Origin of the sequence: Pseudomonas sp. PIC25 (assembly GCF_002286785.1) — a bacterium.
In the GTDB taxonomy this organism is placed as follows: Bacteria; Pseudomonadota; Gammaproteobacteria; order Pseudomonadales; family Pseudomonadaceae; genus Pseudomonas_M.
In genome coordinates this window covers 1-14,258 of the sequence record NZ_MUJY01000043.1, presented here as the reverse complement: position 1 = coordinate 14,258, position 14,258 = coordinate 1, and the positions used below count along the sequence as shown (strand labels likewise).

Sequence of the window (14,258 nt, the reverse complement as noted above, 5' to 3'; positions counted from 1 at the left end):
TGCTCACGCGCCTGCCGACGCAGAAGGCCAGCGCCCTGGCCGAGCTGCTGCCGCACAACTGGGTGCCCGCCGGCAAGGTGTGATGCCCGTTCGCTTACCGTGCGACAGCTTGCGCCCAATCTCTACGGTCAACGCTACTTGGGGTTGGGTCAGGCTCGGGGTGGGTATGCCACAAGCCCAAGTAGGCCGTGGTGTTCTCTTCGTTCTGCCATTTCCTACGGGCCAAGTATTCGTGCTTTCTTGAGCGAAAAAAGCTGAATCGGCCACGCCGATCCGTACTTTGTGGGGTAGTTACTTCGTCTACAACAACGTCCTCAGAGTCAAGCAGGTGGCGGCCAAGCAACACCCCACCTGCTTCGGCATGCCACCGCTGATGCTGGGCAAATGCTTTCATCTGCTCGATAGCAGGTGCCACAATGATGAGTCGTTGTGTTGGGCTGACGCGAAGAATGAGTTTCAAGCGCCCCCCCGACAAAGTTTGCAAGGTCGCCCGAAGGCGCGCGCGGCAGCCTCTACGTGTGAGACAGACCGAGCTTCCTTCCACCATGCAGTTGCGCGAAGGCCCTGCTCGATAGCAGTCTTTCCGTCGCCAACCCAGTACCGGTATGACGCCCCACCTTCTCCCTGTAAAGCGGACAGTAGGTGCTCGGTGGCTATCAATCCGGTGTGTCGAGCTTGCAGTGCGCCGTAAGGAACGAAGGTGCTGTAGCAGCCCGTGAGGTTTTTGGACACTGGCTGGTTGGGTTCTAGGAACGATGTGCGTGCGCTCAGCGAGGGCAGGCCTTCATCGTCTCGATAAAGACAATCTAGACACCCCGTACCTTCGCTCCACACAGTCACGGAATGTCCACCCAGATCCAGTGGGTCTAGCCAGCTAAACAGCATCGGAACACGCTTCTTGTAGGTGCGCAGCTGTCGACAAAACACTCGCTCAAGAGTTGGTAACCCAAGCGCAAATACGATGGCGTCGACGTCGTCGAGGCTCGCTTTTGCCAGCCACTCTTGTCCGTACCATGGCAAACCTTGGACTTGGATGCCTGGATAATGCCGCTCAAGCAAGTACTTGAGCCCAGTGATCTTGTAGAAATCGATCCAAGCGGGGTCCAAGGTATGGCGAAACACGTTGTCTTCAGAATAGGTATCTGGGTCAACTAGAGTGAGGCGTCCAACTCCGGCCGCCGCAAGCGAATCGGCAATGATTGAACCAACCGAGCCACACCCGATGACCACGACGTGCTTGTTGTACAAGTCCAGAGATGCGCCGCCGCGTTCTCGCATGTAGGCGGGTGAATGTCGGCGGACGGTGAGGGGAGTCACTGGCTGTCGGGAATCGATCTTGCCATCCCGAGCGCCGAACATGGCGCCCACAATCGACAGTCCTCCGGTGTCTCTGGGGGTGGAAACAAACAGTGCCACTTGCTTGGGGCCGTTTTTGGACGGCCCGACTAGTCGAGACCAAAGGTCGTTCTGAACCGGCGAGAGCTTTGCTAGGACAGCGTCTATAAAGGTTGCATCAAGTTTTGCAGGGAAGGTAGGAGGGGGAACTGGCTCGTCTAGGTGGACATACAGTGCCCGGTGCGGTGCAAGTTTCTTGGTTTCGAACTCCCAAGGCAGCTTTTCATCGCGGTTGGTGACGTACCACTTCCGTGGTGTGACCTGCGAGTTGAGATAAACCGACACGAGCCGGTCATTGCGGTCGACGTTGATTGTTGCACGCGCTAGCTCCGATGAGGGCAGTCCAAGCCAATAACCTTCAAGTTCGTTGTAGAACTCTTTGGTGGCGGCGACGGGATCAGCACTCCATTTCTCCAACAAGTCATACGCCGCAAGAACTGTGAATGCCACGATGTCCGGAAAGCGATCTGGATCTAGGGACAGGCCATGTCCATCACTCACGCATATCGTACCGTGGTAGCCAACGTGGGGTAGAAGTCCACGTGGGGTGCGTAGCTTGATGGTAGGTAGACGCGTCAAGTCCAAGTACTTGCAATTGACTTCAAGGTCCCACTCCTGCACGTCCCCCTTGAGCTGGACTCCCAGATAGTCGGAGTCTCCTCCTTCCAGTCGAACCACTGAGATGCTTCTTTCAGCGCACAGCGCTTCAACGGCCTGAAAGGAGGAGTCCAGCTTCTCCATCGTTGACATCGCGCAGCCGGTCAAGCCGAGGTTCCTGTGCTAATAATGGGGGCTGCGACCGAGCGCGCCGTCTGCGCTTTCTCAGGTACCTTGAAGTCGTCGCCGAACTGCTTGTTAAGTATCTTGCAGGCATCTTCCGGAAGGTCTTCATCGTATGCGTCGGCCAATGCGTCGCGCAGTGTCTCTAGCTTCTCTTTGAAAGCAGTCATTTGCCCATTGGTCATGCCTTCCATTAAGTCGCTGTAGGGCGTTACCGGCAAAATTACCTTCAGCCGTTTGCTCCAGCCGTCTTCGGTGTAGGCGTCTTCAAAGCGCCAAAGCATTGCTTTGATCCAGTCAAGCAATGCCAGAAGGTCTGCGGGCTTTCCGGACGTTTCGAATCGTGGCTGAAACCATTCTTTTGCAGCGACTGTGAGCGCGATACTGAGTGGTGCGCCGCCGTTACGAAATTGAACATCGCGCCAGCGTTTGATGTAGCGAATACAACGGCGGTACTGCTTGAGTTGCTCGGTGTCCTTGAATGCCGAGCAGACGGATTCAGTCAGCTTTTTCGGGTTGGAACCCTCCCATACCCGAAAATCATCGCCTGAATTTTCCTTTCCTTTGGCCAAGTCCAGCAGGTCGTCATCACGCTTGACATAGACGGCTAGGTCCACGTGGTATTCGGGCTTACCGTCGCGCATGTAGTTCACGGTGACACAAGAACGACGAATGGCCACGGTGCGACCATTTGAGTTCAGGGCATCTCGGACTTTTTTCTTGAGTTCGACTGGGTCAGAGTATCGATCTCGTTTGCAGTCAAAAATGAGCCCAACGTCGATGTCATAGTTGCCATCCAGAGGGATGACGCCCGTGTGCATCGAGTAGCTGCCTTGGTTGAAGTTTTCGAAAGCGGGCACGTCATCGGCAAGGTTGGCCTTGAGCGCCTTAAGCAAGTTATCGCGTTTCTCGCGTAGCTTTGCTTTCTCGTCGTCTTCGTCGAGCTTTATGTTCGTGTGGAACTCTTCAAATTGCTTCTGTACTGCGGGCATCTTGGGTTTCCTTAAAGTGGGAAAAGCCAAGCCACGTCAACCGCGACTACCCGAGTCCCCCATAGGGACGCTGCGGTAAACAACGGGCATCTCCGCTCCATGCATTTTCGAACTGGCTGATTTGAGTGTGCCGTCTTCGCATTAGGTGGTCAGTTGTCCATATCAACTCTGCTCAGGACGATATGGCCCACCGGATGCATACGTGAACGAAACTGCTGGAAGCAAAATGGCTCGTCCCTGAGCCAGCTTGATTAGCCCTTGGGAGGGCAGGGATCGTTTCCGTAGCTGTCGCGCGCGCGAATCTGTCCCTTCTCGTTGTGGATCAACAATTCACTCTTTTGATTTCTTGCGATTTCACGTGCGAATTGAATTGCTTCCGCCTGGGTGTCAAGGACCCTGGTTGCTTTTGCGTTGCCTGCGCCTTTGACGGCCCAGTCATTGCCATGGGGGACGACGTGTTGATTTTTCTTAGACATGAGCAATGTCCTCTTCGATATGGATGTCTGAGCATTGGCTCTTTGCCAAGCTTGCCGATTTACTGTGGAGACAGGATCACGAATGAGATCTCATCTCCGACGATCAGCCGTTGACACCGTTCGAGGGTCGTCCATAATCACGCCCGCATTTCCCCAAATGCTCTGTGATTATAGGTGACCCCAATCACGGCCCGTAGCAGTGGGCTTTGTTCACTGATACGGTCAAGACCCACAGCTTCCGGGCCAACGGTTGCTGTGGGTTTTGTTTTTAGTCCCTCCAGTGCTACCTCGTGGTAGCAGGTGCATCCTTGCGCCATTTCCGGTCTATTTCTCGTTTACTCCTGCGCCCCGAATCCTTGGGGTCTATGGTCTTGCCTGTCTGCTGCCATCACCATTTAGCCGCTGCCCAAGGGCAGCGGTCTTGCGACTAAATTGGCGCTACCAGATCGACTGCCGTTTCACGTTAAGTGAGAAGGTTTCACGATCTAGTGATTTTGAGCGAGAGCCTAATCAATCCCAGCTCAACGCCCCACCCGTCTGATACTCAATCACCCGCGTTTCGAAGAAGTTCTTCTCCTTCTTCAGGTCCATGATTTCGCTCATCCACGGGAAGGGGTTGGTGGTGCCTGGGTATTCTTCCTTCAGGCCGATCTGGGTCAGGCGGCGGTTGGCGATGAATTTGAGGTAGTCCTCCATCATCGCGGCGTTCATGCCGAGTACGCCGCGGGGCATGGTGTCGCGGGCGTATTCGATTTCCAGTTGGGTGCCCTGGAGGATCATCTGGGTCGCTTCGTCCTTCATGGCGGCGTCCCACAGGTGCGGGTTTTCGATCTTGATCTGGTTGATCACGTCGATGCCGAAGTTCAGGTGCATGGACTCGTCGCGGAGGATGTATTGGAACTGTTCGGCGGTGCCGGTCATTTTGTTGCGGCGGCCCATGGAGAGGATCTGGGTGAAGCCGCAGTAGAAGAAGATGCCTTCCAGCACGCAGTAGTAGGCGATGAGGTTGCGCAGGAATTCCTTGTCGGTCTCGACGGTGCCGGTGGTGAAGTTCGGGTCGGAGATCGAGCGGGTGTATTTGAGGCCCCAGGAGGCTTTCTTAGCGACCGAGGGAATCTCGTGGTACATGTTGAAGATTTCGCCTTCGTCCATGCCCAGGGACTCGATGCAGTACTGGTAGGCATGGGTGTGGATGGCTTCTTCGAAGGCTTGGCGCAGGATGTACTGGCGGCATTCGGGGTTGGTGATGAGGCGGTAGACGGCCAGCACCAGGTTGTTGGCGACCAGGGAGTCGGCGGTGGAGAAGAAGCCGAGGTTGCGCTTGACGATGCGGCGTTCGTCTTCGGTGAGGCCGTCCTTGCTCTTCCACAGGGCAATGTCGGCGTTCATGTTCACTTCCTGGGGCATCCAGTGGTTGGCGCAGCCATCCAGGTATTTCTGCCAGGCCCAGTCGTACTTGAAGGGGACGAGTTGGTTGAGGTCGGCGCGGCAGTTGATCATGCGCTTTTCGTCGACGCGCACGCGGGCGGCGGCGCCTTCGAGGTCTTCCAAGCCTTCCTGTACGTCGAGTTCGTTCAGCGCGGCCTTGGCGCGGGCCACGGCGTCGGAGTCGTCGGCGGCCACGGCGCGGGCTTCATGGGCGGCGGCGTCGCCGACACTGTCGAGTTTTTCGATGCTCAGTTCGGCGGTGGCTTGTGCAGCGGCCGGCTTGGCGGCGGCGCCTTCTTCGGGTTTGTCGAATTCGTCCCAGCTCAGCATGTGGGTTCCTCCTGGTCGGTGACCGGTGCGTTGCCGGTCGGACTGTTTCGGTTGCCTTTGGGTTTGTGCACGCAAAGGCGGAGTTCTGTGTGGGCTGAGGGGGGCGGGCTTTGGTCCGCCCCCTCACCCTAACCCTCTCCCCAGGGGGAGAGGGGATGCCGCGTTGGGCACGGCGGTTACGGCGTACGGCTTGTAGCTTGTCGCTTAAAGCTTGCCGCTGCTCTTACTGGCACGCCTCGCAGTCCGGGTTGTCGATGCTGCAGGCCTTGGGTACCGGGGCCGGGGCGGGTTCGGCGGCCGGGGCGGCTTGCAGGGTTTCATCGATGGCCGAGGACACGGCGTTGAGCTTGCCGGTGTTGATGGTGGATTTCTCGGTGCTGGTGGCGGCCAGGGCACGGAGGTAGTAGGTGGTCTTGAGGCCACGGAACCACGCCATGCGGTAGGTCACGTCCAGTTTCTTGCCCGAGGCGCCGGCGATGTAGAGGTTCAGGGACTGGGCCTGGTCGATCCACTTCTGGCGGCGGCTGGCGGCTTCGACGATCCAGCGGGTTTCCACTTCGAAGGCGGTGGCGTACAGGTCTTTCAGGTCTTGCGGGATGCGCTCGATCTGCTGCACGGAGCCGTCGTAGTACTTCAGGTCGTTGACCATGACCGGGTCCCACAGGCCGCGGTTCTTGAGGTCGCGGACGAGGTAGGGGTTGATCACGGTGAATTCGCCGGAGAGGTTCGACTTCACGTAGAGGTTCTGGTAGGTCGGCTCGATGGACTGCGACACGCCAATGATGTTGGAGATGGTCGCGGTCGGGGCGATGGCCATGATGTTGGAGTTGCGGATGCCTTTCTTCACGCGCTCGCGCAGCGGGGCCCAGTCCAGCGATTCGGTCAGGTCGACGTCGATGTACTTCTGGCCACGCGCTTCGATGAGGATCTGCTGGGAGTCCAGCGGCAGGATGCCCTTGGACCACAGGGAGCCGTCGAAGGTGGAGTAGCTGCCGCGCTCTTCGGCCAGGTCGCAGGAGGCCTGGATGGCGTAGTAGCTGATGGCCTCCATGGATTTGTCGGCGAAGGCGACGGCCGCGTCGGAGCCGTAGGCGATGTGCTGCAGGTACAGGGCGTCCTGGAAGCCCATCAGGCCGAGGCCGACCGGACGGTGCTTGAGGTTGGAGTTACGCGCCTGCGGCACGCTGTAGTAGTTGATGTCGATGACGTTGTCGAGCATGCGCACGGCGGTCTTCACGGTGCGGCCGAGCTTTTCGACGTCGAGCTTGCCGTCGACGATGTGGTTGACCAGGTTGATCGAGCCCAGGTTGCAGACGGCGATCTCGTCCTTGTTGGTGTTCAGGGTGATCTCGGTGCAGAGGTTGGAGCTGTGCACCACGCCCACGTGCTGCTGCGGGCTGCGCAGGTTGCACGGGTCCTTGAAGGTCAGCCACGGGTGGCCGGTCTCGAACAGCATGGAGAGCATCTTGCGCCACAGGTCTTTGGCGGCGATGGTCTTGAACAGCTTGATCTTGCCGTACTTGGTCAGCTCTTCGTAATACTCGTAGCGCTCTTCGAAGGCGCGGCCGGTCAGGTCGTGCAGGTCCGGCACGTCGGACGGGGAGAAGAGGGTCCACTGGCCGTCGTCGAACACGCGCTTCATGAACAGGTCGGGGATCCAGTTCGCGGTGTTCATGTCGTGGGTGCGGCGGCGGTCGTCACCGGTGTTCTTGCGCAGCTCGAGGAATTCCTCGATGTCCAGGTGCCAGGTTTCCAGGTAGGCGCAGACGGCGCCCTTGCGCTTGCCGCCCTGGTTCACGGCGACGGCGGTGTCGTTGACCACCTTCAGGAAGGGCACGACGCCTTGGGATTTGCCGTTGGTGCCCTTGATGTAGGAGCCCAGCGCGCGCACCGGGGTCCAGTCGTTGCCCAGGCCGCCGGCGAATTTGGACAGCATGGCGTTGTCATGGATGGCGTTGTAGATGCCCGAGAGGTCGTCCGGCACGGTGGTCAGGTAGCAGCTGGAGAGCTGCGGACGCAGGGTGCCGGCGTTGAACAGGGTCGGGGTGGAGGCCATGTAGTCGAAGGACGACAGCAGGTTGTAGAACTCAATGGCGCGCTCGTTCTTCTGCGGCTCTTCGATGGCCAAGCCCATGGCGACGCGCATGAAGAAGACCTGCGGCAGCTCGAAGCGGATGCCATCCTTGTGCAGGAAGTAGCGGTCGTAGAGGGTCTGCAGGCCGAGGTAGGTGAACTGCTGGTCGCGCTCGTGTTGCAGCGCGGCGCCCAGCTTGGCCAGGTCGTAACCTTTGAGTTTCGGGTCGATCAGCTCGAATTCGACGCCCTTTTCCACGTAGGCCGGCAGGGCCTTGGCGTAGAGGTCGGCCATTTCGTGGTGGGTGGCGGATTCGGCGATGCCGAGGAAGCCCAGCGCTTCGGCGCGCAGGGTGTCCATCAGCAGGCGGGCGGTGACGTAGGAGTAGTTCGGCTCGCGCTCGACCAGGGTACGGGCGGTCATCACCAGGGCGGTGTTGACGTCCTTCTCGGCGACGCCGTCGTAGAGGTTCTTCAGGGTTTCGCGTTCGATCAGCGCGCCGTCCACTTCGGCGAGGCCTTCGCAGGCTTCGCGGATGATGGTCTGCAGGCGGCCCAGGTCGAGGGCGACCAGACTGCCGTCGGCACGGGTGACGCGGATGCTCGGGTGCGGCTGGGCCGGCTGTTCGGCGCTGCCGCGCTTGCGCTCCTGGGCGCGGGCTTCGCGGTAGAGCACGTAGTCGCGGGCGACTTTCTGCTCGCCGGCGCGCATCAGGGCCAGTTCGACCTGATCCTGGATTTCTTCGATGTGGATGGTGCCGCCGGAGGGCATGCGGCGCTTGAAGGTGGCGGTGACCTGCTCGGTCAGGCGGCGCACGGTGTCGTGGATGCGCGACGAGGCGGCGGCGGTGCCGCCTTCTACTGCGAGGAACGCCTTGGTGATGGCGACGGTGATCTTGTCGTCGGTGTATGCCACGACGGTGCCGTTACGCTTGATCACGCGCAGTTGGCCCGGTGCCGTGGCCGCCAGATCCAGATTGGAATCGGCCGCCTGCGGCGCGATGGCCTGCGGGTTCTCGCGAGTAGTGTCTGTCTGCATGGGGTTCTCCACGTTTCTAATTTATGTATCGGAGGCACTGGCGTGCCGGCCGTCATTCCTTTGGTCAAAACGCCTCATGCCGGTACTCCGACCGGGCATGCAAATCGTCGACATGGAGCGAAGGCACGGACCGCAAGTGCCTTCCTGGCTCCAGCGTCAGGGCGCGAAAACCATCTTCGCGACCACTACCCCTAGTGGTACGCCCTGTTTCGGGCGACGCACTTTCCGGCTGCCCGGCGCTTACGGCGCCATCCGGCTCGGAGACGGCGCACGCGGGCCGTCGGGGTTGAAAAATGTGCTGCACTTTATATGCCGAAAGGCCCTTTTCATGGGGCCTTTCGTGTGCATCCAATCTAGTGCTTCTTTTTAAGGTGAGACCCAAGATGTAGGGGTCTATCGCATTAGCGATACAAGATAATGCGCTATCTGGGGTATTGCAAGGTGACTGCTCGACGCCGGCCTGTGGATATCTTGTGGGTGAATTGTGGGTCGTTTCCGAGTAACTCCGTGGAGGCCGCGTGGTGGCTGGGCTTGGCCGTTCGTCGCGGTTTTACGCTCCGATGACAGTGCCGTGCGCGGATGTCGCAGCTGCAAGAGGCTACCACTACATATAGTGTTTGGGCTTGCCTGTTGGCATGGGCTGTGCTTTGTGCGGTTTGTCACGATTTATGGGAAGCAGGGGGCGTTGGGAGTAGCGGTCGGCTCTCCTGAAAACGAGGAAGGCCGGCGAACGTCGAGCGGGCTCCGCGTCCCGCTCATTGCTACAATGCCCACCGCTTTGCAGTCCTGACGGGGAGACAGCGGTGGAGCATGAAGGCTGGCAAATCCTGATCGTCGAAGATGACCGCCGTCTGGCCGAGCTGACGCGGGAGTATCTCGAAAGCAACGGTTTGAAGGTGGCCATCGAGGCCGATGGCGCCAAGGCCGCCGAGCGCATCGTGCGCGAGCAGCCGGACCTGGTGGTGCTCGACCTGATGCTGCCCGGCGAAGATGGCCTGAGCATCTGCCGCAAGGTGCGCGACGGCTACGACGGGCCGATCCTGATGCTCACCGCGCGTACCGACGACATGGACCAGGTGCTCGGCCTGGAAATGGGCGCCGACGACTACGTGTGCAAGCCGGTACGTCCGCGCGTGCTGCTGGCGCGCATCCGGGCCTTGCTGCGGCGCAGCGAGGGCCCCTCGGAATCGGCGGGCGAGGGCACGCAGCGCCGCCTGACCTTCGGCCCGCTGGTGATCGACAACGCCATGCGCGAAGCCTGGCTGGCCGAGCGCAGCATCGAGCTGACCAGCGCCGAGTTCGATCTGCTCTGGCTGCTGGCCTCCAATGCCGGGCGCATTCTCTCCCGCGAGGAAATCTTCAATTCCCTGCGCGGCATCGAGTACGACGGCCAGGACCGTTCCATCGACGTGCGCATTTCGCGCATCCGCCCGAAGATCGGCGACGACCCGATGCACCCGCGGCTGATCAAGACGGTGCGCAGCAAGGGCTATCTGTTCGTCGGCGAAGCGGCGGTGCTGTGAACTCCATCTTCCTGCGCATCTACGGTGGCATGCTGGCCGCCTTGGTGCTGGTGGCGTTGCTGGGTGTCGGCGCGCTGCACCTGGTCAATGAGGTGCGTTCGGACCAGTACCGCGAGAGTCTGGCGCGCGGCACCTTCCGCCTGATGGCCGACAACCTGGCGCCGATGAACGCGGTGGAGCGGCGGCGGGCGACGGCGCTGTGGGGGCGGCTGCTGGGTATTCCGCTGGATGTCTTGCCGCTGGCCGAGCAGGGCATCGACAGCGGTTCCCGTGCCCGGCTGTTCCGGGGCCAGGTTCTGGTGGAGCAGACCGGACCGCATGCGGCCAAGGTGTACGCACTGGTCAGCCAGGCCGAGGGCTTGCTGTTGGTGGGCTCGGTGCAGCAGATCAGCGAACAGTTGGCCCGCGCCACCATCTATCTGTTGATCGACGAGCTGGTGCGCTTCCCCGTCGATGAGCAGCCCACGCGGCTGGCCGACTTGAAGGCGGCCAAGCAGTTCGGCTTCGAGCTGCACTTGGTGACCCTGGACAAGGCCGATCTCGATCAAGACCAGCGCCGCCGCATCGACGAGGGCGACACGGTAATGGCACTGGACAAGGGCGGCGATGCAATCCGCGTGTTCGCCGGCATCGTCGATACGCCCTGGGTGCTGGAAATCGGCCCGCTGTACCAGATGAACCCCTATCCGCCGCAGTTGCTGGTACTGATCGGCGTACTCGGCCTGAGCCTGATCGGGCTGATCGTCTACCTGTTGGTGCGGCGCCTGGAGCGGCGCCTGTCCGATCTGGAGAGCGCCGCCACGCGTATCGCCGGGGGCAGCCTGGAGGCGCGCGTGCCGGCCAGCGGGGCGGATTCGGTGGGGCGGCTGGCGGCGGCTTTCAACCATATGGCCGAGCACCTGCAGCAGCTTCTCTCGGTGCAGCGCGAGATGGTCCGCGCGGTGTCCCATGAGTTGCGCACGCCGGTGGCGCGGCTGCGCTTCGGCCTGGAGATGATCGCCGACGCCGAGACGGAGAAGGCGCGGCAGAAGTACATGGAAGGCATGGACAGCGACATTCAGGACCTCGACCGGCTGGTGGACGAGATGCTGGTCTATGCGCGCCTGGAGCAGGGCTCGCCGGCGCTGAATTTCCAGCAGGTCGATCTGCGTGCGCTGCTCGATCAGGTGATCGCCGAACTGGCGCCGCTGCGCGCCAGCGTACGGGTGGAGCACGGGCCGTCGCAGGATGCGCCGGAGGGCGGGGCCTGGGTCGAGGCGGAGCCGCGTTACCTGCATCGCGCCTTGCAGAATCTGGTGACTAACGCGATGCGCCATGCCGAGTCGCGGGTGCGGGTGAGCTACCGGATCGGTCACCGACGTTGCCGCCTGGACGTGGAAGACGACGGACCGGGTGTGCCGGAGGAGGCATGGGAGCGCATCTTCAGCCCCTTCCTGCGCCTGGACGACAGCCGCACCCGCGCTTCCGGTGGGCATGGGCTGGGGCTTTCCATCGTGCGGCGGATCATCTATTGGCACGGCGGTCGCGCCCTGATCGGCCGCAGCGACCTCGGCGGCGCGCAATTCAGTCTGGTTTGGCCGCGTCGGCAGGGTGAGGAAGAGTAGGCGGCAATCCATGCGAGGCTGCCACTCCGTGTAGGGCGAATTCGTTCGCTTGGCGGGATCGCCATTCTCTCCGTAGCCCGAATAAACCGGGGCGCAATCCGGGACCACGCCGCCCCGGATTGCGCTGGCGCTTATTCGGGCTACAGGTTTCGTGGCTGCGGATTCACTCCAGGAAGCGCCGGCAGGCCGGCCAGCGGCGCATCAGCAGGTAATAGGCAAGCCCGGCGGGCAGCAGGCTGGCGTACCAGGATATGGCTGGGAAGCTCAGGGCCACGGCGGCACCGAGCAGCGAGGCGGCGATGGCGGCGTAGTTGACGCCACGGTACGGCCCCTCGGCGTCGTAGAGCTTGGCGATGTCCAGGCGGCGCCGGCGCAGGATGAAGTAGTCCACCACCAGCACGGCGAAGATCGGGCCGAGGAAGGCCGAGTAGGTCTGCACGAAGAGTTGCAGGCCGGCGGCGGATTCGTCCTTCACCAGCTCCCAGGGAAAGGTGCCGAAGGCCAGCAGCCCGACCAGCACGGTGGCGGTGCGAAAGCGTAACTTGAACACGTCCATGAGGATGTAGGTGGGTGGCACCACGTTGTTGAGCACGTTGGTGGTGACCTGGGCGAAGGCGATGAACAGCAGGGTGGCGACCAGCAGCGGGGTGTTGTCCACCGCGCTGGCGAAGACCTTGATTGGGTCGGAGACGCCGGTGGCGCCGGAAACCATCAGGCCGATCAGACCCATGAACAGGGTGCACGGCAGGATCGACATGGCATACAGCGTGGTCAGCAGGCCGGGACCGCTGCCCTCCTTGAGTTCGCGGGAGTAGTCGCTGACGTTGAGCATCATGGTGCTGTAGATGCCGAGAAAGAGCAGGGTAGCGCCCCAGAAGGGCAGGCCCCAGGTGCCTTCGATGTTCACCAGGTTGGTGGTGATCGCGTCGCCGTAACGGTCGATCACGCTGTAGAACATGTACACCAGCGAAACCAGGATGAAGGCGCTGCCGATGTTCTCCAGCCACTTGATGCCCTGGAAGCCGAAGATCGACAGGCCGATCTGCAGGAACTGGAACACCACGAAGTAGAACACCAGGTTGTCGAAGCCGAACAGTGTGCTGGACACGGCATTCAGCGCTCCGGCGCCGATCCAGCTCTGGAAGCCGTACCAGACGATGGCCGGCACCGCCCGCACCAGGCCGGGGAAGCGCGTGCCGCTGAAGCCGAAGGCGCTACGCGCCTGGACCATGAAGGGAATGCCGTACTTGTAGCCGGCGGCGCCGTTCAGGGCCAGGGCGATGCCGATGACGAAGCAGCCGATGGCAATGGCCAGGGTTGCCTGCAAGAGGTTGAGGGTGCCGACGATGCTCGAGCCCATGGCGAAGGTGCCGATGGAGACGCAGCCGCCGAACCAGGCCAGCAGGTAGGACACGCGTCCCATGATGCGGGTTTTCTGCGGGGCCAGGGATTCTTCTCCGGCGGCCTTGCCGGCGTCACTGGCCGATGGGGTGTCGAGCCGCAGGGGCTGCGGGTGGATGTGTTCGCTGTGCATGTGAAACCTCGCTGGAGGGATTTTCCCTCGCTCTTGTTCTTGTTTTCCTTGCCCCTTGGGGCTGCGAAGCGTTACTGCCGGCACGCGCCCGCGTGCCTGGATGTCAGCCTCCGGAGAGGTAGTCGAAGCGGCCGCGGAAGGTCTTCGGCCGGGGGAAGTCCAGGTCGCCATGTTTGCTGGTAGCCAGCCCGAGGCTGACCAGCGATTCCGCCAGCTTCAGCGCGGCGGTGACGCCTTCGACGATCGGCAGGCCCACGGCATCGCGGATTTCGCCGGTGAGGTCGGCCATGCCGCCGCAACCGAGGACGATGGCGCCGATGTTGTCTTCCGCCTTGGCCCGCAGGCATTCGTCGATGATCCGGTCGAGGGCCCGGGTGCCGCTGTCTTCCAGGTCCAGCACGGGAATTTCGGCGGCGCGCACGCGACGGCAGTGATGGGCGAAGCCGTAGGTCTGCAGCAGGTGCTCGGCGATGATTCCGGTTCGCGCCAGGGTGGTGACGATGGAGAAGCGTGTGGCGATCAGCGTGGCCATGTGGAACGCGGCCTCGGCGATGCCGATCACCGGTGCGCGGGTCAACTCGCGGGCGGCGAGCAGGCCAGGGTCGCCGAAGCAGGCGAGGATGTAGGCATCGGTCCGCTCCTGCTCGCCGGCGCGGATTTCCTCCAGCACACCGACGGCGCTGATCGCTTCGTCGAAATGGCTCTCGATGGACACCGGCCCGCTGCTCGGATTGCTCGCCACGATCTCTGTGCCCGGTGCGGCGATACGGCGTGCGGCATCGCCGATCTTCTCGGTCATGCTGCTGGTGGTGTTGGGGTTGATGACGCGGATCTTCATGGTCGCTCCTGTGCGTTGAACAGGCTTGGGTGATCTTTTGTACATCAGTTTTTTAAAGATTGCATACAAAATTTGCTGTTCAGTGTGTTCAATATATTGACTTTAAAGTCAGAAAATGGTTGGCATCCAGCTGTGGAGCGTCTGGAATGGGCATGCGAGTGGCGAAGGTCGGTGTGGGCCATCGCGAATGAATTCGCTCCCACAGAAATGGCTCGGGGACGTGTAGGAGCCAGCTTGCTGGCGAAG

General features: G+C 61.5%; 10 protein-coding genes. 2 read left to right on the top strand and 8 right to left on the bottom strand.

Going from position 1 to position 14,258, the window contains the following annotated elements:
* Positions 1 to 94: 94 nt before the first annotated feature.
* The 6 genes from BZL41_RS29330 to BZL41_RS03900 form a co-directional block, all read right to left on the bottom strand.
* Positions 95 to 394, bottom strand: coding sequence for a Mov34/MPN/PAD-1 family protein (locus BZL41_RS29330; RefSeq protein WP_371916478.1), 300 nt, complete (start codon positions 392 to 394; stop codon positions 95 to 97).
* Between the two features lie 62 nt (positions 395 to 456).
* The gene (locus BZL41_RS03920; protein WP_168190936.1) at positions 457 to 2,136 is read right to left on the bottom strand and encodes a ThiF family adenylyltransferase; all 1,680 of its coding nucleotides are present in this window, start codon (positions 2,134 to 2,136) and stop codon (positions 457 to 459) included.
* A 20-nt stretch (positions 2,137 to 2,156) separates the two neighbouring features.
* Entirely contained in the window at positions 2,157 to 3,167 is a 1,011-nt protein-coding gene (locus BZL41_RS03915; RefSeq protein WP_095598083.1) for a nucleotidyltransferase, read from the bottom strand.
* 251 nt (positions 3,168 to 3,418) lie between these two features.
* A complete protein-coding gene (locus tag BZL41_RS03910; protein ID WP_095598082.1) occupies positions 3,419 to 3,643 on the bottom strand; it encodes a DUF2188 domain-containing protein in 225 nt (74 codons plus the stop codon).
* Positions 3,644 to 4,153: 510 nt separating this feature from the next.
* A complete protein-coding gene (locus BZL41_RS03905; protein ID WP_095598081.1) occupies positions 4,154 to 5,401 on the bottom strand; it encodes a ribonucleotide-diphosphate reductase subunit beta in 1,248 nt (415 codons plus the stop codon).
* A gap of 223 nt (positions 5,402 to 5,624) precedes the next feature.
* Entirely contained in the window at positions 5,625 to 8,513 is a 2,889-nt protein-coding gene (locus tag BZL41_RS03900) for a ribonucleoside-diphosphate reductase subunit alpha (protein WP_095598080.1), read from the bottom strand.
* Positions 8,514 to 9,316: 803 nt separating this feature from the next.
* Here BZL41_RS03900 and BZL41_RS03895 point away from each other — a divergent pair.
* Positions 9,317 to 10,036: a response regulator gene (locus BZL41_RS03895; RefSeq protein ID WP_095598079.1), complete on the top strand. Its 720-nt coding sequence runs from the start codon at positions 9,317 to 9,319 to the stop codon at positions 10,034 to 10,036.
* Positions 10,033 to 11,640, top strand: a complete 1,608-nt coding sequence (locus BZL41_RS03890) for an ATP-binding protein (RefSeq protein WP_095598078.1) — start codon at positions 10,033 to 10,035, stop codon at positions 11,638 to 11,640. The genes BZL41_RS03895 and BZL41_RS03890 overlap by 4 nt, the downstream gene beginning before the upstream one ends.
* A 163-nt stretch (positions 11,641 to 11,803) precedes the next feature.
* On the opposite strand, the gene BZL41_RS03885 is transcribed toward BZL41_RS03890, so the two are convergent.
* Entirely contained in the window at positions 11,804 to 13,174 is a 1,371-nt protein-coding gene (locus tag BZL41_RS03885) for an NCS1 family transporter (protein ID WP_095598077.1), read from the bottom strand.
* A gap of 103 nt (positions 13,175 to 13,277) precedes the next feature.
* Complete coding sequence (locus BZL41_RS03880) at positions 13,278 to 14,012, bottom strand: aspartate/glutamate racemase family protein (RefSeq protein WP_095598076.1); 735 nt, start codon at positions 14,010 to 14,012, stop codon at positions 13,278 to 13,280.
* Between the last annotated feature and the right edge of the window lie 246 nt (positions 14,013 to 14,258).